The organism is Modestobacter sp. KNN46-3 (assembly GCF_011039295.1).
Genome location: NZ_JAAKGN010000075.1, coordinates 1 through 21,153, shown reverse-complemented (window position 1 = coordinate 21,153; position 21,153 = coordinate 1). Strand labels below are relative to the sequence as shown.

The following is a 21,153-nucleotide window of genomic DNA, read 5'->3' as shown; positions in this document are numbered from 1 at the left end:
TCGGCAAGGCGGTCCTGGGCCTCCAGCGGCCGACCGCCGGCACGGTGGAGGTGGCCGGGCAGGACGTCACTGGGATGTCGCTCAGGCAGCGCAGCCGCCAGGTGGCCGACCTGCGGGTGGTCTTCCAGGACCCGTACTCGTCGCTGAACCCCGCCCGCACCATCGGCCAGACGCTGGTGGAGCCGCTGCGGCTGATGGGCGTGACCGGCACCGAGGCGCTGGCGCGGGCCCGGTCCGGGCTGGAGTCGGTGGGGCTCCCCGGGGAGGCCGTCGACCGCCGCCCGGCGCAGTTCTCCGGCGGTCAGCGGCAACGCATCGCCATCGCCCGGGCGCTGGTCTGTGACCCGAAGGTGGTCGTGCTGGACGAGCCGGTGTCGGCGCTGGACCTCTCCACCCAGGCGCAGGTGCTCAACCTGCTGGCCGATCTGCGCGACCAGCGCGGGCTGTCCTTCCTCTTCATCGCCCACGACCTGGGCGTGGTGCGTTTCCTGTCCCAGCGCACCGTCGTCCTCTACCGCGGTCAGGTCATGGAGACCGGCCCGGCCGAGCAGGTCGCCCAGCGGCCCCGGCACCCGTACACCCTGGCGCTCACCGCGGCGGCCCCGGTGCCGCGCCCCGCCGAGCAGGCCGCGCGCCGCGCCGCCCGGGAGGCCGCCGGCTTCGGCACCGCGGGAGCCGCCTCGCCGTCGGCCACCGGCTGCCCCTTCGTGCCCCGCTGCCCGTTCTCCACCGACGTCTGCGTGGCGCAGCGGCCGCCGCTCCGGCTGCTCGACGGCTCGCTCACCGCCTGCCACCACGCCGAGCGGGTCCCGCGCCCGTGATGGAGGACCCCGCTGCGCCGCACCACCTGCGGATCGAGCACCTCGACGAACCACTCGGCATCCGGACGACGACGCCGCGGCTGTCCTGGCAGCTGCCGATGGGCGCCGGGCAGCAGCTCGCCTCCCGGCTCACCGCGGACAACGGCTGGGACACCGGCTGGGTGGAGAGCGGGCAGCACCTGCTGGTGCCCTATGCCGGCCCACCGCTGGCCGCGGGGCACCGGGTGCAGTGGTGGGTGCAGGTGCGCACCGACCTCGGGGAGAGCGGACCGTCCGCGGCGGGCTGGTTCGAGACCGGGCTGCTGTGGGCCGAGGACTGGCAGGCCTCCTGGGTCGAGCCGGGGGAGATGCCCGCCGGGCCGCCGGGGGAGCGGCCGGCGGCGCTGCTGCGGTACGAGTTCGACGTCGACCGGCCGGTGGTCGCCGCCCGGCTGCACGCCACCGCGCAGGGCGTCTACGAGGCCTTCCTCAACGGAACGCGCGCCGGGGACGCCGAGCTGACCCCCGGCTTCACCCAGTACGACGTCCGGCTGCAGGTGCAGACCATCGACGTCACCGCCACCGTCCGGCCCGGCCGCAACGCGCTTGCCGTCGTGCTCGCCGACGGCTGGTTCCGCGGCCAGATCGGCATCCTCCGCGCCGCCGACCAGTGGGGCGACCGGCTCGCGCTGCTCGCCCAGCTGCACCTGGTGCACGACGACGGCAGCGTCACCGTCGTCGGCACCGGGCCGGGCTGGCGCAGCGCCGAGGGGCACGTGGTGGCCGCCGACCTGATCGCCGGCGAGCGGGTCGACCTGCGGCGGCTGCCGCGGGGCTGGGACGCCCCGGGCTTCGACGACGCCGGCTGGGCGCCGGTGGGCGTCGTCCAGCACGGCTACGCCGGCCTCGTCGACTCCCCGGCCCCGCCGGTGCGCCGGGTCGAGGAGCTCACCCCGGTGTCGGTCACCCGGCTGCCGGGCGGGGCGCACGTCGTCGACCTGGGCCAGAACGTCAACGGCTGGGTGCGGCTCACCGACCTGGGGCCGGCGAACACCACCCTCACGCTGACCCACGCCGAGTGGCTCGGCCCCGACGGCGACGTCACCACCGACCACCTGCGCCCCGCCGTGCCCTTCCTGCCGGAGCCGCTGCCGGCCGGCCAGGTGGACCAGGTGGTCTCGGCCGGCGTGCCGGGTGAGGTGTTCGAACCACGGCGGACGACGCACGGCTTCCGGTACGTGCGGATCGCAGGGCACCCCGGCGAGCTCACCGCCGACGACGTCCGCGGCGTCGTCGTGCACACCGACCTGCGCCGCACCGGCTGGTTCTCCTGCAGCGACGAGCGGGTGACCCGCTTCCACGAGGCCGCCGTCTGGAGCCTGCGCGGCAACGCCTGCGACATCCCCACCGACTGCCCGCACCGCGAGCGCGCCGGCTGGACCGGTGACTGGCAGCTGTACGTCCCGACCGCCGCGTTCCTGTACGACGTCGCCGGGTTCTCCACCAAGTGGCTGCGGGACGTCGCCGCCGACCAGTGGCCCGACGGGACGATCGCCAACATCAGCCCGTCCTCCCGCAGCGAGGGGCGGGCCGGCCCGGTCGCGGCGATGAACGGCTCGGCCGGCTGGGGCGACGCCGCGGTCGTCGTGCCCTGGGAGCTGTACCGCGCCTACGGCGACGAGCAGGTGCTGGCCGAGCTCTGGCCGACGATGGTCGGCTGGCTCGACCGGGTCGAGCGGATGGCCCGGGACCAGCGACACCCTGCTCGGGTCGCCCGCCGGCCGGAGCCCGCGCCGCACGAGCGGTTCCTCTGGGACACCGGCTTCCACTGGGGTGAGTGGCTGGTGCCCGGGGAGGACGTCGGCGACTTCGCCGCCTTCGCCGCGGCCGACAAGGGCGAGGTGGCGACGGCGTACTACGCGCACAGCGCCGGGCTGCTGAGCCGGATCGCCGCGGTGCTGGGTAGGGACGATGACGCCGACCGTTACGCCGGACTCGCCGCCGGGGCGCGGGCCGCCTGGCAGGCGGAGTACCTGGACGACGAAGGGCGGCTGTGCTGCGACACGCAGGCCGACCACGTGCGCGCGCTCGCCTTCGACCTGGTGCCGGCCGATCTGCGGCCGGCCGTCGCCGAGCGGCTGGTCGAGCTGGTCCGCAAGGCCGACACCCACCTGGCCACCGGGTTCCTGGCCACGTCGTACCTGCTGCCGGTGCTCGCCGACGCCGGACACCTCGACGTCGCCTACGAGCTGCTGCTCACCGACACCGAGCCGTCCTGGCTGACGATGGTCGACCGCGGGGCGACCACGGTGTGGGAGCGGTGGGACGGCGTGGACGCCGACGGCGTGCCGCACGAGTCGCTGAACCACTACAGCAAGGGCGCGGTCGTCTCCTTCCTGCACCGGTACACCGCGGGCATCGAGCCGCTGGAGCCCGCGTACCGGCGGTTCCGCGTCCAGCCCCGGCCCGGTGGCCGCCTGACCTCCGCCGAGGCCGCGCACGAGTCGCCGTACGGCCGGATCTCCTCCGCCTGGGCCGTCACCGACGACGTGCTCTCGCTGCGCGTCGTCGTCCCGGCCGGCGCCGAGGCGACGGTCGTCCTGCCCGACGGCACCACGGCATCCGCCGGACCCGGCGAGCACACGTTCACGACCACCCTGGAGCAGCCCGCATGAGCGACCTGACCGTCCTGCCCGTGACCGTCGAGCACCACCGCGAGCCGCTGGGCATCGGCGAGACCCGGCCGCGGCTGTCCTGGGTGTCCCGCACCGACCTCGACGGCTGGCGGCAGGCCGCGTACGAGCTGGAGATCGCGCCCGAGGACGGCCCGGTCTGGTCGTCGGGCCGGGTGGAGTCCGACGAGTCGGTGCTCGTGGCATGGGGAGCGCCGCCGTTGACCAGCCGCGACCATCGCACGGTCCGCGTGCGGGTGTGGGGCGAGGGGGCCGTCGAGCCGTCGGTGTGGAGCGAGGACACCGTCGTCGAGGCCGGCCTGCTGGCGCCGGCCGACTGGACCGCGACGCTGGTCCGGCCGGTGCTGCCCGCCGACTGCGGCGACGAGCCGGCCGCACTGCTGCGCCGGGAGTTCGTGCTGGACCGGCCGGTCACCCGGGCGCGGCTGTACGCCACCGCGCAGGGGGTCTACGAGGCCGAGCTGAACGGGTCGGTCGTCGGTGACCACGTGCTGGCGCCCGGCTGGACCAGCTACCACCACCGGCTGCGCTACCAGACCCACGACGTCACGGCGCTGCTCACCGAAGGCGCCAATGCGCTCGGCGTGCACCTGGCGCAAGGCTGGTTCGCCGGCCCGCTGGGCTTCACCGGCAAGCGGGCCTTCTACGGCGACCGGACCGGCGCCTTCGTCCAGCTCGAGGTCGAGCACCACGACGGCAGCCGCACCGTCGTGACCACCGACGGTTCCTGGCGGTCGGCGCCCAGCCCGCTCACCCGGGCCGGGCTCTACGCGGGCGAGACGTTCGACGCCCGCCGCGAGCTCCCCGGCTGGTCGCAGCCGGCGTTCGACGACAGCGCCTGGACGCCGGTGGAGACCGGGGACCTGGACGTCGCCACCCTCGTCGCCCCGACCGGTCCGCCGGTCCGCCGCACCGAGGTCCTGCCGGTGCGGGAGATCAGCACCTCGCCGTCGGGGAGGACGCTGGTCGACTTCGGCCAGAACCTGGTCGGCCGGCTCCGGCTGTCGCTGCCGGACGCGCCGGCCGGCACCGAGGTCACCGTCCGGCACGCGGAGGTGCTCGAGCACGGCGAGCTGGGCACCCGCCCGCTGCGCGGTGCCGACGCCACCGACGTCGTCGTGCTGGACGGCAACGGCACACGCACCTGGGAGCCGCGGTTCACCTTCCACGGCTTCCGGTACGCCGAGGTCAGCGGCTGGCCGGGGGAGCTGGCGCCGAGCGACCTCGAGGCCGTCGTCGTGCACACCGACCTGCGCCGGACCGGCACCTTCGCGTGCTCCGACCCGGACGTGGAACGGCTGCACGAGAACGTCGTCTGGGGGATGCGGGGCAACTTCCTCGACGTCCCCACCGACTGCCCGCAGCGCGACGAGCGGCTGGGTTGGACCGGTGACCTCCAGGTCTTCGCCCCGTCCGCGACGTTCCTCTACGACACCACCGGGATGCTCCGCTCCTGGCTGGCCGACCTCGCGGTCGAGCAGCAGGTGGACCACGACGGCATCGTGCCGATGTACGTGCCGTTCCTGCCGCTGCTGCCGTTCCCGCAGCAGGCGGAGGTGGGCTGGGGCGACGCGGCCGTCGTCGTCCCCTGGGTGCTGTACGAGCGGACCGGGGACGCCGGGCTGCTCGCCGACCAGTGGGCGTCCATGACCGCCTGGATCGACGTCTTCGCCGCGCGGGCCGGGGCCGACCTGGACTTCCCCGAGGGCGGGTTCTCCTTCGGCGACTGGCTGGACTCCGCGGCTCCGCCGGACAACCCCGCTGCTGCGCGCACCCCGTGGCAGTGCGTCGCCACTGCCTACCTCGCCCGCTCGGCCCGCACGGTCGCGCAGGCCGCCGAGGTGCTCGGTCGGGACGGCGCTCGGTTCGCCGACCTCGCCGAGCGGGCGACCGAGCGGTTCCGCGCCGAGTACGTCTCCCCGAACGGCCGGGTCGCCTACCCGTCGCAGACCGCCTACGCCCTCGCCCTGGAGTTCGACCTGCTCACCCCCGACCAGCGGGCGCACGCCGGCCGGCTGCTGGCCGAGCAGGTGCTGAAGGACGGCTTCCACATCGCCAGCGGCTTCCTCGGCACCCCGCTGGTCACCGACGCGCTCACGAACGCCGGCGAGCTGGCCACCGCGTACGAGCTGCTGCTGCAGCGGGAGAACCCGTCGTGGCTGTACCCGGTGACGATGGGCGCGACGACGATCTGGGAGCGCTGGGACTCCATGCTCCCCGACGGGTCAATCAACCCCGGCGACATAACCTCCTTCAACCACTACGCGTTCGGGGCGGTGGCCGACTGGCTGCAACGCACCGTGGCCGGCCTCGCCCCGGCCGAACCCGGCTATCGACGGCTGCGGGTCGCCCCCCGCCCGGGTCAGGGGATCACCTCCGCCGCCGCGACCCACGAGACGCCGTACGGGACGGCGGCGGTCTCCTGGGCCCTCGACGGCGCCGAGCTGACGCTGGAGCTGACCGTCCCGCCGAACACGACCGCCGAGGTGTCGCTGCCCGACGGCAGCGCACCGGTCCAGGTGGCGGCCGGGCGGCACTCGTTCACCCGCACGGTCACCGTCCCGGCGCCGGTGGAGAAGCCTGCGCTGTTCTTCGACCCGGAGGCCCACCAGTGACGTCTGTGCCCGTGACCCCGGCGCCCGTCATCCCCGGCTTCCACCCGGACCCCAGCGTCTGCCGGATCGACGACACGTACTGGATGGTGCACTCGAGCTTCGAGTACGCCCCCGGCGTGCCGCTGTTCCGCTCGACCGACCTGGTGTCCTGGGAGCAGGTCGGGCACGTGCTGGCCCGCCCGTCGCAGCTGGACGTCTCGGCAGCCCCCGGCTCGGGCGGCATCACCGCCTGCACGATCCGCCACCACGACGGCCGGTTCTGGATGGTCACCACCAACCTGGCCGACGGTGGCTGGCAGACGCTGGTCACCGCCGAGGACCCGCTGGGCGAGTGGTCGGAGCCGGTCCGGATGGACGAGGTCCGCGGGATCGACCCGGACCTGGCCTGGGACGCCGACGGCACGCTGCTGGTCACCTACGCGGGCTTCGGCGCCGGCGGGCCGGCCGGGGTCGTGCAGCAGGCCGTCGACCCGGTCACCGGGTGGGCGCTGACCGAGCGGCGGCACGTGTGGCAGGGCACCGGAGGCCGGTTCCCGGAGGGCCCGCACCTGTACCGGGTCGGCGGGTACTGGTAGCTGCTGATCGCCGAGGGCGGCACCGAGCGCGGCCACGCGGTGACGATCGCCCGCGGCCCGTCGCCGTCCGGGCCGTGGGAGGCGTGCCCGCACAACCCGCTGCTGACCCACCGGGGCGTCGAGCACCCGGTGCAGAACACCGGGCACGCGGACCTGGTGCAGCGGCCCGACGGCAGCTGGGCGATCGTCTTCCACGGCGTCCGGCCGCGCGGGGCGAGCCCGCAGTTCCACGTCCTGGGCCGGGAGACCTTCGCCGCCGAGGTGGTGTGGGAGGACGGCTGGCCCCGGCTGGCGGAGTGGCTGACCCCGGCTGCCGGGCCGGTCGAGGTCGAGGAGTTGGCCGGCGCCGCGCTGCCGGTCTCCTGGGTGTCGCCGCGCCGGTTCCCCGGCGACGTGCTCACCCGGGGCGAGGGCGGCTGGCGGCTCACCGCCGGGGCCGCCGACCCGGCCTCGGACGACGCTGCCTTCGCCGGCCGCCGGCAGGAGCACCTGTACTGCCGGGCCCGGGCGGTCGTGGCCGCGGACGGTGACGGTGTCGGTGGCCTGTCCGTGCGGATGGACCCCCGCCACCGCCTCGACCTCCAGGTCGCCGGGGACGTGGTGCGCGCGGTCGCGCAGGTCGGCCCGCTCCGGCAGCTGCTCGGGGAGGTCGCCGTCCCGGCCGGGGACGTCGTGCTGGAGGTCCGGGCCGTCCCGTCGGAGGGGCACTTCTCCTCCACCGCGCTCGGCCCGGACCAGCTGGTCGCCGGGGTCGTGGACGCCGACGGCGGGTTCGCCGAGCTCGGCCGGATCGACGGCCGCTACGTCTCCACCGAGGTGGCCGGTGGGATCACCGGTCGCATGGTCGGCGTCTGGTGCTCCTCCGGGTCGGTCGTCGTCCGCTCGTTCCGCTACGCCGGTGCCGACGACCCGGCCGCCGTCCCCACCGCCTGACCCCTGGAGGAAGCACGTGTCCCTGCGCATCACCCAACGCTGCCGCGTCGTCGTCGACAACGACTGGAACGGTGACCCTGACGGTCTGGTCGCCCTGGCCCACCACTTGCTCAGCGCCGCCAACCGGGTGGTGGCGGTGACCAGCTCGCACCTCAGCCCGCGGTTCGGGCCGCCCGAGGGCACGGCAGCCGCGGGCGCCCGGCGCGCGCAGGAGCTGGTCGACCTGGTCGGCACGCAGCGGCCGGTGGTGGCCGCCGGGTGCGACGTGCCGATCGGCGGCGGCGACACCTCGTCGGCGGCCGCGGACGCCATCGTCGCCGAGGCGCGGCGGGACGGCCCGCTGCCGCTCTTCCTGGTCTGCGCCGGCCCGCTGACCAACGTCGCCCAGGCGCTGCGCCAGGCCCCGGACATCGCCGCCCGGTTGAAGCTGGTCTGGGTCGGTGGGGCGCTGGGCGCCGACGCGCTCGAGTACAACCGGGACACCGACGCCGAGGCCGCCCGCGAGGTGCTCGCCCGCGAGGACCTGGCGATCTGGCAGTTCCCGCTGGAGACCTACCGGCGCTGCACGTACTCGGTGGCGGAGCTGGAGCAGGACGTGGGCGGCGCCGGGCGGCTGGGTGCCTGGCTGTGGCAGCAGTACGTCGAGCTGCCGATCCCCGACTTCGTGGAGCAGGGGGAGACCTGGCCGCTCGGTGACAGCCCCCCGGTCCTGGTCACCGCCCTCGACGACGTGGCCTGCACGTGGACGGAGTCCCCGGACCAGCCGGGACGACGGGTGTGCACCGACGTCGACCTCCGCCTGCTGGTCGCCGACCTGCTCGCCCGGCTCCGGCTGCACGAGCGCCGGAGCCGGGAGGCCTGAGCACGGCTCAGAGGGTGGTCATGCCGCCGTCGACGGCGAACGTCGCGCCGGTCGCGAACGCCGACTCGTCGCTGGCGAGGAACACCATCACGCCCTCGAGGTCGCCGGTGGTGCCGGCGCGGCCCATCGGGATCCGGCCGACGATCGCGGCCCGGGCCTCGGGGTCGTCGGTGAGGGTGCTGACCAGCCCGGTCTCGGTGTAGGGCGGGACGACGGTGTTCACCCGGATGCCCCGGCGGGCGTAGGCGGCGGCGACCGTGCGGGCCAGCCCGTGCATGCCGGCCTTGGACGAGGCGTAGGCGGTGAACTCCGCGCCCTCGCCACGGACCGCGGTGGGGCTGCCGGTGAACACGATGGAGCCGCCGCCGACGCCCAGCATCCCGCGGACGGCGTGCTTCACGGTCAGGAACGCCCCGGTCAGGTTGACCTCGTGGGTGCGCCGCCAGACGTCGAGGTCCAGGTCGGCCACCTCGGCGTCCTGCCCGAACAGCTGCACGCCGGCGTTGACGACCACGACCTCGGGCACCCAGCCGTCCGCGGCCAGTGCGGCGAAGCCACCGGCGACGCTGTCCTCGTCGGTGACGTCCATCGGCACCGCCCGCCCACCCGATGCCGCGGCGGCCGCCTCGGCGCCCGCGACGTCCCGGTCGGCGTAGGCGACCCGCGCTCCCTCGGCGACGAACCGGTCGGCCACCGCCCGCCCGATGCCCGCCGCCGCCCCGGTCACCAACGCCGTCTTCCCTGCCAGTCGCCCGCTCATGGCACGAGTCTGCCCAGCGCCGGCATCGCCGGAGACCACCGTGCCGATCACCGGCAGCCCTTTTCCACCAGCGGGCCGACCTCCCGGACGACGCTTCGTCTTGCTGGCCAATGGCAAGGGCCTCGCGGAGGTGACGGCGGACACCGACGATCGACGGTGCGCGGGTGCCCGCGGCGATCCAGCAGACGGCCGATCGCCGGTAACGCCGGCCCCGCGCGGGCATGGGGCGCTCCAGCCAGGACGCCATCCGTCGCGTGCTGACCTCGTTCCCCACTCGAGAGGGCAGCCATGCGCCGCACCCCGTTCACCACCGGCTGGCAGTTCCGGCCGCACGCCAACTCCTTCGCCGAGATGCACGGTGCCGCCCAGCCGTGGCGGGACGTCGTGCTCCCGCACGACGCCACCCTCGGCCAGCCGCGCGATGCCGAGCACGGCCCCGGCGCGGGCTACTTCCCGCCCACCGCCGTGGACTACCGGGCGGTGCTGCCGGTGACCGGCGACGACCGCGACCAGGTGCTCGCCCTGCACTTCGAGGGCGTGTACCGCTCGGCCCGGGTGCTGGTGAACGGTCAGCTCGCCGCCACCTGGTCGTCGGGCTGGACCGAGGCCGTCGTCCCGCTGGCCGACCACCTCCGGTACGACGGGACCGACGAGGTCCGCGTGCTGTGCCGGGCCGGCAGGGACGCCCGCTGGTACGCCGGCGCCGGCATCCACCGTCCGGTGCACCTGCTGCGCGGCCCGCTGGTGCACCTGGCCGCCGACGGTGTCCGGGTGGTCACCGAGGAGCTCGACGGCTCGCGCGCCGTCGTCTCGGTCGCCTCGACCGTCGTGCACGCCGGGCGGGGACTGGCCAGCCGGACCCTGCGTGTCCGGCTGGTCGACCACGCCGGGGCCGTGGTGGCTGAGGCTGTCTCGCCGGTCACCGTGCTGCCGGGGGAGCCCGCGGTCGTCCGCCAGCGGCTGCTGGTGGCCGACCCGGCGCCGTGGAGCCCGACGTCGCCGCGGCTGCACACTGTCGAGGCGGTGCTGCTCGACGGCGACGTCGAGACCGACACTGAGACGGTCACCACCGGCCTGCGGACCCTGTCCCTGGACCCCGAGCGGGGACTGCGGATCAACGGCCAGACGGTGCTCCTGCGCGGGGCGTGCGTGCACAGCGACAACGGCGTGCTGGGCTCGGCCGCGATCGGCCGGGCCGACGAACGTCGGGTGGAGCTGCTGGCGGCGGCCGGGTTCAACGCACTGCGCAGCTCGCACAACCCGATGAGCCGGGCGATGCTCGCCGCCTGCGACCGGGTGGGCGTGCTGGTGATGGACGAGCTCACCGACACCTGGACCCACGGCAAGTCCATCGAGGACGACGCCGGCCACTTCGCCGACACCTGGCGGTCCGACGTCGCCTCCATGGTCCGGCGCGGGGCCAACCACCCCAGCATCGTGCTGTGGTCCATCGGCAACGAGATCCCCGAGGTGTCCGACCCGCACGGCGCGCTGTGGTCGCGCCGGCTGGCCGAGGCCGTCCGCGCCGAGGACCCCACCCGGTTCGTCACGAACGGCGTCAACGCGATGCTGGCCGTCATCGAGGAGGCCCGGGGCCCCCAGGCAGCCGAGCTGGGCATCAACACGATGCTCACCGACATGGGCGAGTTCATGGACCACCTGTCGGCCACCGAGCTGGTCGCCCGGCGCACGGAGGAGTCCTTCGACGTGCTCGACGTCGCCGGGATGAACTACATGGAGGCCCGGTACGCGATCGACCGGGAGCTGTTCCCGCGCCGGGTGATCGTGGGCTCGGAGACCTTCGCCACCAAGATCGACCGGCTCTGGCGACTGGTCCAGGACCACCCGCACGTCATCGGTGACTTCACCTGGACCGGCTGGGACTACCTCGGCGAGGCCGGCATCGGCCGGGTCGCCGACAGCGAGGACCCGGCCGCCGGCGGCTTCCACGGGCCCTTCCCGTGGTTGCTCGCCTGGTGCGGCGACCTCGACATCACCGGGCACCGCCGGCCGGCGTCCTACTACCGGGAGACCGTGTTCGGGCTGCGCACCGCACCGGCGATCGCCGTCGTCCGGCCCGAGCGGTCGGGGCGGACGACGGTCTCGACGCCGTGGGCGTGGGCGGACTCGGTGGCCGACTGGGCCTTCACCGGAGCCGAGGGCGTCCCGCTGACCGTCGAGGTCTACAGCGACGCCGAGGAGGTGGAGCTGCTGCTGGGCGACCGGTCGATGGGCACCGCCCCGGCGGGGGAGGCGCACCGGTTCCGGGCGGAGTTCACCGTGCCGTGGGCCGCGGAGGACCTGGTGGCCGTGGCCCGCACGGGTGGCGCGGAGACCGGGCGCACGGTCCTGCGGCCGGCGTCGGGACCGGTCGGGCTCGTGGCCACCGCCGACCGCACGGTGCTGCGGGCCGACGACGCAGACCTGGCCTTCGTCGCGCTCGCGCTCACCGACGCCGCCGGGACCGTCGCACTCGGGGTGGACCGCCAGGTCACGGTGACCGTCGAGGGGGCGGGCACGCTGGCCGGGCTGGGCAGCGCGGCGCCGGCGACGGCGGAGTCCTACCTCGACGCCGTGCACACGACCTTCGACGGCCGGGTGCTCGCCATCGTCCGCCCGACCGGCGCCGGCACCATCACCGTGACCGCGACGGCCGAGGGCTGCGCCCCGGCGACGGTGACGGTGACCGCCCGGTGAGCTCGACCCCGACGCTCCCGACCTCGACCGACGACCGTCCGCACGGAGGACTTCCCGTGACCGCCCGCCCCAACCCGCTGATCGCCGGCTTCAACCCCGATCCCAGCGTCGTCCTCGTCGACGGCGTCTACCACCTTGTGACCTCCAGCTTCGAGTACCTGCCGGGGTTGCCGGTGTACCGCAGCACCGACCTGGTGGAGTGGACGCACGTGGGCAACGTCGCCACCCGCCCGGAGCAGGTGCAGGTCGAGGGCGTGGTCACCGGGTGCGGCGTGTGGGCGCCGACGATCCGCCACCGCAACGGCGTGTACTTCGTCATCGTCATCGTCACCGTCGCGATGAGCCCCCGCGGCTGCGTGGTGTTCACCGCGACGGACCCGGCGGGCCCGTGGAGCGACGGCACGACGATCGACGGGATCGACGGGATCGACCCCGACCTCGCCTGGGACGACGACGGCACGGCCTACGTCACCTACTCAGGGCTGGGCACCACGGGGGAGGACCTCGAAGCGCACCACGGGATCCAGCAGGTGCGGGTCGACCTGGCCGCGGGCAGGGCACTGGAACCGCCCAGGTCGCTGTGGTCGGGAACGGGGGCGATGTTCCCGGAGGCTCCGCACCTGCACCGGCGCGGCGACTGGTGGTACCTGGTCATCGCCGAGGGCGGCACCGAGCGTGGCCACGCCGTGAGCGTCGCGCGCAGCCACTCCCCGCAGGGGCCCTTCGAGCCGTGCCCGGCCAACCCCGTGCTGACCGCCCGTGGCACCAGGTGCCCGATCCAGAACACCGGCCACGCCGACCTGGTCGACACCCCCGACGGCGGGTCCGCCCTCGTCCTGCTGGGTGTCCGGCCGCTGGGCCTCACCCGCGCCTTCTCCCCGCTCGGCCGGGAGACGTTCGCGACCGACGTCGCGTGGGTCGACGACTGGCCGTTCCCCGCGCCGGTCGAACTGGCTCCGCGTCCGGGCGTGGACGAGGAGGTCTTCGACTTCTCCGACCCCGCGGCCCTGGCCGACCCCGGGTGGCTGGGCGTCCGCCGGACGCCGGACGAGGTCGCCTCGACGACCGAGAGCCCCGGCCGGCTGGCCCTCACCGGCGACGGGTCGACGCTGGGAAGCACCCGGCCGTGCTTCCTCGGGCGCCGCCAGCGGCACCTGACCGCAGCCGTCTCCACCCGGATCGACGCCAGCCGTGGGGTCGGTGGACTGGCGGCGCGCTACTCCGAGGCCCAGCACGTCGAGCTGGAGGCCCGCTGCGACGGCACCACGACCACCGTCACCGGGCGAGCGGTCGTCACCGGCCTCACCCAGAGCTGGTCGCACACCTTCCCCGCCGGTGAGGTGTCCCTCCGGATGGACATGACGCCACCGCCGACCGGGTTCACCCCCGAGGCGCTCGGTGGGGACCGGATCCGCCTCGTCGCGTTCAGCGGGGAGGAGACGGCCGAGCTCGCCGAGCTCGACGGCCGGCACTGGAGCGCTGAGGCGGCCGTGTCCTTCACCGGCCGGGTCCTGGGTCTGTACGCCGTCGAGGGCACGGTCACCTTCGCCGAGCTGAGGTACACGGGCTGCGAGGAGTAGGCGAGGGGCGGCATCCCGACCGCCATGGCAAGCGCGCGAGCCTCGGGACGCGGCTACCGTGCCGGCATGACGGACGACGGCAGCCGGGTCCAGCCGTGGGCCGCGGGCTCGTGGACGACGCCGCCGGTCGCGGCCACCGATGACGGCACCGACCTGCTGGTCACCGCAGCCGAGGGCAGCGACGCCTGGCGGCACACCTCCTACGGCTTCGTCCACGACGACGCCCACGCACTGCTGGGCCGGCTGGACGGGGCGGTCGAGGTGGCCTTCGACGTCGACTTCGACCAGCAGTTCGACCAGGCCGGCCTGATGCTGCGGGCCGGTGCGGAGACCTGGCTCAAGGCCGGCGTCGAGTTCTCCGACGGGGCGCCGCAGGTCGGCGCCGTCGTCACCCTCGGCCGCTCGGACTGGTCCGTGGCGCCGGTGCCCGACTGGGCCGGCCGCCGGGTAACGGTGCGGGCCAGCCGGGCCGGCGACGCGGTCACGGTGCGGGCCCGGGCCGACGACGAGCCGTTCCGGCTGGTCCGGGTCGCCTGGTTCCCGCCGGACGCCGAGGTGCAGGCCGGGCCGTACTGCTGTGCCCCCACCCGGGCCGGCCTCGTCGTCCGCTTCCGGCGCTGGGCCACCGGGCCGGCCGACACCGCCCTGCACTGAGCAGCCCGTATGAGCGTGCCGTCTACCGCTGGATGGCATCCGCGGCGACGCGGGCGGCCGGCGATCGGCAGGATCGGGTGGTGACCCCCACCACGCCGTCCGACCCGACCGCACTGCCGCTGGAGCAGAAGGCGGCCCTCCTCTCCGGCCAGGACTTCTGGTCCACCCCGCCGGTCGAGGCGGCCGGGCTGCCCTCGGTGGTGCTCACCGACGGACCGCACGGGGTGCGCCGGCAGGTGGGCGACCTCGACCAGATCGGCCTCATCGAGAGCGTGCCGGCCACCTGCTTCCCGCCGGCCGTCGCCGTGGGGTCCAGCTGGGACCCGGAGGTGGCCGAGCGGATCGGGGCTGCGATCGGGGTCGAGGCCCGTGCGATCGGCGTGCCCGTCGTCCTCGGGCCGGGGGTGAACATCAAGCGGTCGCCGCTGTGCGGCCGCAACTTCGAGTACTACTCCGAGGACCCGCTGTTGGCCGGGGTGCTCGGCGCCGCGCACGTCCGCGGCCAGCAGGGTGCCGGCGTGGGCGCGTCGGTCAAGCACTTCGCGGCCAACAACCAGGAGACGCAGCGCATGCAGGTCAGCGCCGACGTCGATGAGCGCACGCTGCGCGAGATCTACCTGCCGGCCTTCGAGCGGGTGGTCACCGAGGCCCAGCCGGCCACGGTGATGTGCGCCTACAACAAGGTGAACGGGGTCTACGCCTCCCAGCACCACTGGCTGCTCACCGAGGTGCTGCGCGAGGAGTGGGGCTTCACCGGGGCCGTCGTCTCCGACTGGGGCGCGGTCGACGACCGGGTCGCCGCCCTGGAGGCGGGTCTGGACCTGCAGATGCCCGGTGACCACGGCGCCGGCAACGCCCTGGTGGTGGACGCCGTGCGCAGCGGCCGGCTGGACGAGGCCGTCGTCGATCGCAGCGTGCGCCGGGTCGCGGCGCTGGCGGGGTACGTCAGCAAGCCGACCGACGGCTTCGACGCCGACGCGCATCACGCGCTGGCCCGCGAGCTCGCGACCGGCTGCGCGGTGCTGCTGAAGAACGAGGCCGGCGCGCTGCCGCTGGCCGCCGGGCAGCGGGTCGCCGTGGTCGGCGAGTTCGCCCGCACGCCGCGGTTCCAGGGCGGCGGCAGCTCGCACGTCAACGCCACGCGGGTCGACGACGCACTCAGCGCGCTGCGGGCCGCGCACCCGGACCTCACCTTCGCGCCCGGGTACGCCCTCGACGGCGCCGGTGACGCCACCGCCCTGCGCGAGGAGGCCGTCGGCCTGGCCAGAGACGCAGAGGTCAGCGTGGTCTTCGCCGGGCTGGCCGAGGCCGACGAGACCGAGGGCGTCGACTGCACCCACCTCGACCTGCCCGCGGCGCAGGTGCAGTTGATCCGCGCGGTGGCCGCGGTCAGCGCCCGCACGGTCGTCGTCCTGTCCTCGGGCAGCGTGGTGTCCCTGGAGGGCTGGCACGACGACGTCGACGCCGTGCTCGCCGGCTTCCTGCTCGGCCAGGCCGGCGGCAGCGCGCTGGCCGACCTGCTCACCGGCGCCGCCGACCCGTCGGGCCGGCTGGCCGAGACCATCCCGCTGCGGCTGGCGGACACCCCCAGCTTCCTCGACTTCCCCGGGGAGCAGGGCCACGTCCGCTACGGCGAGGGCGTGATGGTCGGCTACCGCCAGTTCGTCACCGTCGACCGCCCGGTGCGGTACCCGTTCGGCCACGGATTGAGCTACACAACGTTCGAGACGAGCGACCTGCAGGTCCGGGCCGTCGGCGCCGACGCGGCGACGGTGACCCTGACGGTCACCAACACCGGCGCGCGGGCCGGCCGGCACGTCGTGCAGGTCTACGTCGCGACCACCGCCGGACCGGTGCGGCGGCCCGCCCGCGAGCTGCGCGCCTTCACCAAGGTCTCGCTGGCGGCGGGGGAGTCGACGACGGTGGCGTTCGAGCTGGACCGCCGGGCGTTCGCGTACTGGGACGTCCGGGAGCACGCCTGGGTCGTCGCACCGGGGGAGCACACCGTGCAGATCGGCCGCAGCGCCACCGACGTCGTCGACGAGCGGACGATCGACCTCGCCGGGGACGTCGTCGTGCGGGAGCTGACCCTGCAGTCGTCGGTCGCCGAGTGGTTCGAGCACCCGGTCGCCGGCCCGCAGCTGCTGGAGGGCTTCCTGGCGACGATGCCCGAGGGTGCCGCGGAGATGCACGCGGGGATGCTGCAGATGATCGGCTCCATGCCGATGCGCCGGTTCGCCGCGGACTTCGGTGGGGCGATCCCCGCCGAGGAGCTCGAGCGGCTGATGGCGGCGGCCCGGGCCGCCCGGTGACCAGCTACGTCGCCCTGGGCAGCTCCTTCGCCGCCGGCCCCGGCATCGACCCGATCCTGGTCCCCGAGTGCGCGCGGTCGGGCCGCAACTACGCGCAGCTGGCCGCCGAGCGGCTCGGGTACGACCTGGTCGACGTCAGCTCGGGCGGGGCGACGATCGACGACGTCCTCACCCGGCCGCAGGCGCTGCTGACCGGTGGCACCGTGCCGCCGCAGGTCGAGGCGGTCGGCCCGGACGCCGACCTGGTGACCGTCACCGTCGGCGGGAACGACGTCGACTACCTGCTCACCCTGCTGCGCTGCTCGGCCCGGGCCGACCCGGAGGGCGTGCCGCTGCCGGCCCGGGCGTTCTTCGGCACCCCGATCGACCCGGCCGCGGTCCACGCGGCGCTGGCGGACCTGCCGGACCGGCTGGCCCAGCTGGTCGGCGAGGTCCGCCGGCGGGCGCCCCGGGCCAGGGTCGTGCTGGTCGACTACCTCACCGTGGTGCCGGAGCAGGCCACCCCCGCCTTCCCGATGAGCGAGGAGCACCGCCTGCTGTGCGCCGACGTCGGCCGGCGGCTCGAGGCGGCGACCGCGGCGGCCGCCCGCGTCACCGGTGCCGACCTGGTGGCGGCCTCGGCCGCCTCCCGCGACCACGCCGTCGGGTCGGCGGAGCCGTGGGTCACCGGCTGGGTGTTCGGTGACCTGCTGGGCGGCGGGGTCGCCCCCTACCACCCGAACGCGGCCGGGATGCGCGCCGTCGCGGACCTGCTGGTCGAGCAGCTGTCGGCCCACCCCGCGCGCTGACCGGCGGTTCGTCCCGGCGGGGGCGGGCAAGGAGCACGGGTCCGACCCGCACTCCGAGAGGAACACCGCCCCCATGCGCGGAGCAGTCCTGCACGCCCCCGGCGACGTCCGCGTCGAGCAGCTCGAGGACCCGCGGGTCGTGGAGCCCACCGACGCCGTGGTCCGGGCCTCCGCCACCTGCGTGTGCGGCTCCGACCTGTGGCCCTACCGCGGCATCAACGAGGTGACCGAGCCGACGCCGATCGGCCACGAGTACTGCGGGATCGTCGAGGAGGTGGGCAGCGACGTCACCACCGTCCGGCCCGGCCAGTTCGTGATCGTGCCGTTCATCGCCTCCGACGGGACCTGCGCGCACTGCCGGGCGGGGTACCAGAGCGCCTGCGCGCACCGGGTGGGCATCACCGGCGCCCAGGCCGAGCTGCTGCGGGTGCCGCACGCCGACGGCACCCTGGTCGCCACGCCCGAGGTGCCGTCGGCGGAGCTGCTGCCCAGCCTGCTCACCCTCTCCGACGTCATGGCCACCGGCTGGTTCGCCGCCGTCGCCGCCGGGGTGCAGCCGGGGATGACCGTCGCGGTGGTGGGGGACGGCGCCGTCGGGCTGCTCGGCGTGCTGTCGGCCGCCCAGCTGGGGGCCGAGCGGATCATCGCCATGAGCCGGCACGAGCCGCGGCAGCGGCTGGCCACCGGGTTCGGTGCCACCGACATCGTGACCGAACGCGGGGACGAGGGGGTCGCGCGGATCCGGGACCTCACCGACGGGGTGGGGGCCGACGCCGTCCTGGAGTGCGTGGGCACCGGGGAGTCGATGGACCAGGCCATCCGCTCCACCCGCCCCGGTGGCGGCGTCGGGTTCGTCGGCGTCCCGCACGGCGTGGAGATCACCGGGCGGCAGCTGTTCTCCACGATGGTGCGGCTGCACGGCGGCCCCGCCCCCGTGCGCCGCTTCCTGCCCGACCTCATCGACCGGGTGTGGTCCGGGGCGATCGACCCGGGCCGGGTGTTCGACCTGACCCTGCCGCTGGACCAGGCCGCGGAGGGCTACCGCGCGATGGACGAGCGCCGCGCGGTCAAGGCGCTGCTGACGCCCTGACCGGTCAGGAGCTCCCCTCGCCTCGGGCGTGCAGCTGCACCTTGGCGAACAGGTCCTCGATCGTCAGCCGGCAGTCGAGGTGGGTGTAGATGCGCATCGGCCGCGCACCGGGAACGGTGGTGTACTGCCCGTCCGCAGAGATCCCTGGCGTGTCCCGGACGACGTGCCGACTCGAGGAGGGGTCCGGCTCGAACGCCGACTGCAGCGCGGTGAGCAGCACCAGCGGGCTGTCGCCGAGGATGTAGGTCTCGCCGAGGTCGAACCCGTGCTGTAGGGCCTCCGTACGGAGGCCGTCCAGCGCGGCGAACAGCCGCGCACCCAGCGGCCCGTGCTCGGCCATCCGCAGCTGCAGCTCGGCGAAGGTGGCCAGCGTCTGCCGGTAGGCGTCGCGCGGCACCTGCCAGATCGGGACGGCGGAGTCGCCGAACAAGATGGACCCGGCCAGCACGTCGATGAGCAGGTTGTACTCGATCGGCATCGCGCCCACTGGCGGCTCGGCCAGGCCGGGGTGCTCGGGGCCGCCGATCCAGACCAGCGTGAGCCGCTCGGCGATCCGCGGCTCGATCAGCCAGGCACTGGCGACCTCGGTGAGCCCGGCACCCGCGCAGACGTACAGCGGGCTGTCGACGTCGGTGCGCATGGCCTCGGCGACCAGCGCCTCGGCCGCCGCGGACCGGATCGGCGTCACCCGGTCGGTCAGACCGACGTTGGACCCGGCGAGGACGGGGACGTCGGGGCGGCCGGCCAGCGCGAGCACCTCGCGGGCGAGCTCGGCGGCGTTGTCGGCAGTGGTGTCCGAGGGGTCGAAGTGGTCACCGGGCCGCAGGTGCGAGCCGATGACCAGCCGCAGGTCGACCGACGGTGAGAGCGCGTGGTGCGCGAGCTGGACGAGGCCGTCGGGGTCACCGCTGAAGTCGTTGTCGACGACGACGCGGATGCGGGGCTGGTTCATCGGTCAGACCTCCATGTGAGAAGCGCCCTGGGCGCGGCGTGACGCGTCGTCGTCCTGGCCGCCGCCCTGCTCGACCACCAGGACGGGCTCGTCGGTCCCGGGGTCGGCGCGCAGGGCGGCCAGCTCCGCCTCCGACGACACGGCCTCGCCGCGGGCGACCATCCCGGCGACGTCGGACAGCGGCACCTCGCGGAGCGCGAGGGCCAGCAGCAGCGCGAGGACGAGGATCGGCACCAGGTACCAGAACACCGGCGCCAGGGCGTCGGCGTAGGCGTCCACGATCGCGGTGCGCAGCGGCTCACCCGCGGCCTCGACCGCCGTCGGCACCAGCGTGTCCGGGGAGGTGATCCCCGCCTGCACCGCCTGCTCGGGGTTGCCGGCCAGGGCCTCGCCGAGCCGGTCGCCCAGCCGGCTGGTGAACAGGGTGCCGAAGACGGCGACGCCCAGCACCGCGCCCACCTCGCGGAAGTAGTTGTTCGTCGAGGTGGCGGTGCCGATCTGCGCGGCGGGGACGGCGTTCTGCGCGGCCAGCACGACGTTCTGCATGATGAGCCCGAGCCCGGCGCCGAGCAGGAAGAACATCGCGCCGACGGTCCACAGCGCGGTGTCCCCGGCCAGCGTGGTCATCCAGAGCATCGCCGCCAGGATCAGCGCGACCCCGGCGACGGTGAACACCTTGTAGCGGCCGGTGCGCATGATGACCGCGGCCGAACTCTGGATGGTCAGGATGATCCCGGCGGTCATCGGCAGCATCAGCAGGCCGGAGTTCGCCGCCGACAGGCCCGAGCTCATCTGCAGGTAGGTGGGCATGAAGGCGATCGCGGAGAACATGCCGAGGCCCACGGCCATGCCCAGCGCGGTGGCCACCACGAAGGTGGGGTTGCGGAACAGCGACAGCGGGACGATCGGCTCCACCGCCCGCCGCTCCACCAGCACGAACGCCGCGATCGAGCAGGCGAGCACCGCCAGCAGCGCCAGCACCTGCCAGGAGCCCCAGCCCTCGCTGCCGCCGATGTCGGTGGCCAGCACCAGCGACGTGGTGGCGACCGACAGGGTGAGGATGCCGGCGAGGTCCAGCGGTGTGGTGTTCCGCTTGCGCGGCAGGGTCAGCGCGGCCCAGCCGACGGCGAAGGCGGCCAGCCCGATCGGGACGTTGACCCAGAAGCACCAGCGCCAGCCCAGTGCCGCCGAGTCGGTGAAGAACCCGCCGACCAGCGGCCCGGCGACGGCGGAGAGCCCGAACAGCGCACCGATCGGGCCCATGTACTTCGCCCGCTCCCGGGCCGGGACGATGTCGGCGATGATCGCCTGGGACAGGATCATCAGCCCGCCGCCGCCGAGGCCCTGCACGCCCCGCCAGAACACCAGCCAGCCGAAGTCCGGTGCCAGCGCGGCCCCCAGGCTGGCGGCGGTGAACAGCCCGATCGCCACCAGGAACAGCGTGCGCCGGCCGAACAGGTCGCCGAACTTGCCGTAGACCGGCATGACCAGGGTGGTCGCCAGCAGGTAGGCGGTGGTCATCCAGGCCATGTGCGAGACGCCGCCGAGCTCACCGACGATCGTCGGCATGGCGGTGGAGATGATCGTCTGGTCCAGCGCGGCCATCAGCATGCCGGCCAGCAGCGCGCCGAAGATGGTGTTGATCCGCCGGCGGGTCAGGACGATGGGCGGCGCGGCGGTGGGCGCGCTGGACATGGAGCTCCTCAGGGGTGGTGCGGGTGAAGACCTTCCCCGTCGGGTTGTGCGGGGTGTTCAGCAGCAGCAGCCGCGCCCGCGGGGTGACCGCCGCGCGCAGCTCGGCCTCGTCGAAGGTCCACCGGCCCGTGGCGACCTCGCCGGAGG

General features: G+C 74.8%; 14 protein-coding genes and 1 pseudogene. 12 read left to right on the top strand and 3 right to left on the bottom strand.

Annotation, left to right across the window (positions count from 1 at the left end; genetic code table 11):
* From G5C62_RS15850 to G5C62_RS15830, 6 genes and pseudogenes are all read left to right on the top strand, one after another.
* Positions 1 to 821, top strand: an 821-nt coding sequence (locus tag G5C62_RS15850) for an oligopeptide/dipeptide ABC transporter ATP-binding protein (RefSeq protein WP_164701726.1), incomplete at its 5' end; no start/stop codon positions are given.
* Positions 821 to 3,475 (top strand): family 78 glycoside hydrolase catalytic domain, encoded by a 2,655-nt coding sequence (locus G5C62_RS15845; RefSeq protein ID WP_164701725.1) that lies wholly within the window; start codon positions 821 to 823, stop codon positions 3,473 to 3,475. The genes G5C62_RS15850 and G5C62_RS15845, both read left to right, overlap by 1 nt.
* A complete protein-coding gene (locus G5C62_RS15840) occupies positions 3,472 to 6,108 on the top strand; it encodes an alpha-L-rhamnosidase (protein WP_164701724.1) in 2,637 nt (878 codons plus the stop codon). Before G5C62_RS15845 ends, G5C62_RS15840 begins: the two co-directional genes overlap by 4 nt.
* Positions 6,105 to 6,956 (top strand): annotated as a pseudogene (locus tag G5C62_RS28170) (glycoside hydrolase family 43 protein); the annotation flags it as partial. The gene G5C62_RS15840 and the pseudogene G5C62_RS28170, both read left to right, overlap by 4 nt.
* Positions 6,945 to 7,616 (top strand): hypothetical protein, encoded by a 672-nt coding sequence (locus G5C62_RS28165; RefSeq protein ID WP_346774126.1) that lies wholly within the window; start codon positions 6,945 to 6,947, stop codon positions 7,614 to 7,616. The pseudogene G5C62_RS28170 and the gene G5C62_RS28165, both read left to right, overlap by 12 nt.
* Before the next feature lie 16 nt (positions 7,617 to 7,632).
* On the top strand, positions 7,633 to 8,478 hold the full coding sequence (locus G5C62_RS15830) for a nucleoside hydrolase (protein ID WP_052090419.1): 846 nt from the start codon (positions 7,633 to 7,635) through the stop codon (positions 8,476 to 8,478).
* A gap of 7 nt (positions 8,479 to 8,485) precedes the next feature.
* Here the strand turns inward: G5C62_RS15830 and G5C62_RS15825 are convergent, their stop codons facing one another.
* Positions 8,486 to 9,238, bottom strand: a complete 753-nt coding sequence (locus tag G5C62_RS15825; protein ID WP_036332474.1) for an SDR family NAD(P)-dependent oxidoreductase — start codon at positions 9,236 to 9,238, stop codon at positions 8,486 to 8,488.
* A gap of 288 nt (positions 9,239 to 9,526) precedes the next feature.
* Here G5C62_RS15825 and G5C62_RS15820 point away from each other — a divergent pair, with 288 nt between their 5' ends.
* The 6 genes from G5C62_RS15820 to G5C62_RS15795 all read left to right on the top strand — a co-directional run bounded on the left by G5C62_RS15820 (position 9,527) and on the right by G5C62_RS15795 (position 18,359).
* Entirely contained in the window at positions 9,527 to 11,935 is a 2,409-nt protein-coding gene (locus G5C62_RS15820) for a glycoside hydrolase family 2 TIM barrel-domain containing protein (RefSeq protein ID WP_164701723.1), read from the top strand.
* Positions 11,936 to 11,991: 56 nt separating this feature from the next.
* Complete coding sequence (locus G5C62_RS15815; protein ID WP_164701722.1) at positions 11,992 to 13,515, top strand: glycoside hydrolase family 43 protein; 1,524 nt, start codon at positions 11,992 to 11,994, stop codon at positions 13,513 to 13,515.
* Positions 13,516 to 13,581: 66 nt separating this feature from the next.
* Positions 13,582 to 14,169 carry a DUF1349 domain-containing protein gene (locus G5C62_RS15810; RefSeq protein ID WP_036332476.1) on the top strand — a complete coding sequence of 196 codons (588 nt, stop codon included), beginning with the start codon at positions 13,582 to 13,584 and terminating at the stop codon, positions 14,167 to 14,169.
* 80 nt (positions 14,170 to 14,249) lie between these two features.
* Positions 14,250 to 16,481, top strand: a complete 2,232-nt coding sequence (locus G5C62_RS15805; protein ID WP_206330678.1) for a glycoside hydrolase family 3 C-terminal domain-containing protein — start codon at positions 14,250 to 14,252, stop codon at positions 16,479 to 16,481.
* The gene (locus G5C62_RS15800) at positions 16,478 to 17,269 is read left to right on the top strand and encodes an SGNH/GDSL hydrolase family protein (RefSeq protein WP_036332409.1); all 792 of its coding nucleotides are present in this window, start codon (positions 16,478 to 16,480) and stop codon (positions 17,267 to 17,269) included. The genes G5C62_RS15805 and G5C62_RS15800 overlap by 4 nt, the downstream gene beginning before the upstream one ends.
* Before the next feature lie 73 nt (positions 17,270 to 17,342).
* On the top strand, positions 17,343 to 18,359 hold the full coding sequence (locus G5C62_RS15795; protein ID WP_164701720.1) for a zinc-dependent alcohol dehydrogenase family protein: 1,017 nt from the start codon (positions 17,343 to 17,345) through the stop codon (positions 18,357 to 18,359).
* Between the two features lie 4 nt (positions 18,360 to 18,363).
* Here G5C62_RS15795 and G5C62_RS15790 read toward each other — a convergent pair whose 3' ends face one another.
* On the bottom strand, positions 18,364 to 19,311 hold the full coding sequence (locus G5C62_RS15790; RefSeq protein ID WP_164701719.1) for a nucleoside hydrolase: 948 nt from the start codon (positions 19,309 to 19,311) through the stop codon (positions 18,364 to 18,366).
* A 3-nt stretch (positions 19,312 to 19,314) separates the two neighbouring features.
* The gene (locus tag G5C62_RS15785) at positions 19,315 to 21,006 is read right to left on the bottom strand and encodes an MDR family MFS transporter (RefSeq protein WP_164701718.1); all 1,692 of its coding nucleotides are present in this window, start codon (positions 21,004 to 21,006) and stop codon (positions 19,315 to 19,317) included.
* Between the last annotated feature and the right edge of the window lie 147 nt (positions 21,007 to 21,153).

What these genes read in the sequence shown, in the direction of transcription:
- G5C62_RS15790 (WP_164701719.1), bottom strand. Translation starts at nt 19,311, where the DNA reads ATGAACCAGCCCCGCATCCGCGTCGTCGTCGACAACGACTTCAGCGGT.
- G5C62_RS15810 (WP_036332476.1), top strand. Translation starts at nt 13,582, where the DNA reads ATGACGGACGACGGCAGCCGGGTCCAGCCGTGGGCCGCGGGCTCGTGG.
- G5C62_RS15785 (WP_164701718.1), bottom strand. Translation starts at nt 21,006, where the DNA reads ATGTCCAGCGCGCCCACCGCCGCGCCGCCCATCGTCCTGACCCGCCGG.
- G5C62_RS15825 (WP_036332474.1), bottom strand. Translation starts at nt 9,238, where the DNA reads ATGAGCGGGCGACTGGCAGGGAAGACGGCGTTGGTGACCGGGGCGGCG.
- G5C62_RS15845 (WP_164701725.1), top strand. Translation starts at nt 821, where the DNA reads ATGGAGGACCCCGCTGCGCCGCACCACCTGCGGATCGAGCACCTCGAC.
- G5C62_RS15795 (WP_164701720.1), top strand. Translation starts at nt 17,343, where the DNA reads ATGCGCGGAGCAGTCCTGCACGCCCCCGGCGACGTCCGCGTCGAGCAG.
- G5C62_RS15820 (WP_164701723.1), top strand. Translation starts at nt 9,527, where the DNA reads ATGCGCCGCACCCCGTTCACCACCGGCTGGCAGTTCCGGCCGCACGCC.
- G5C62_RS15840 (WP_164701724.1), top strand. Translation starts at nt 3,472, where the DNA reads ATGAGCGACCTGACCGTCCTGCCCGTGACCGTCGAGCACCACCGCGAG.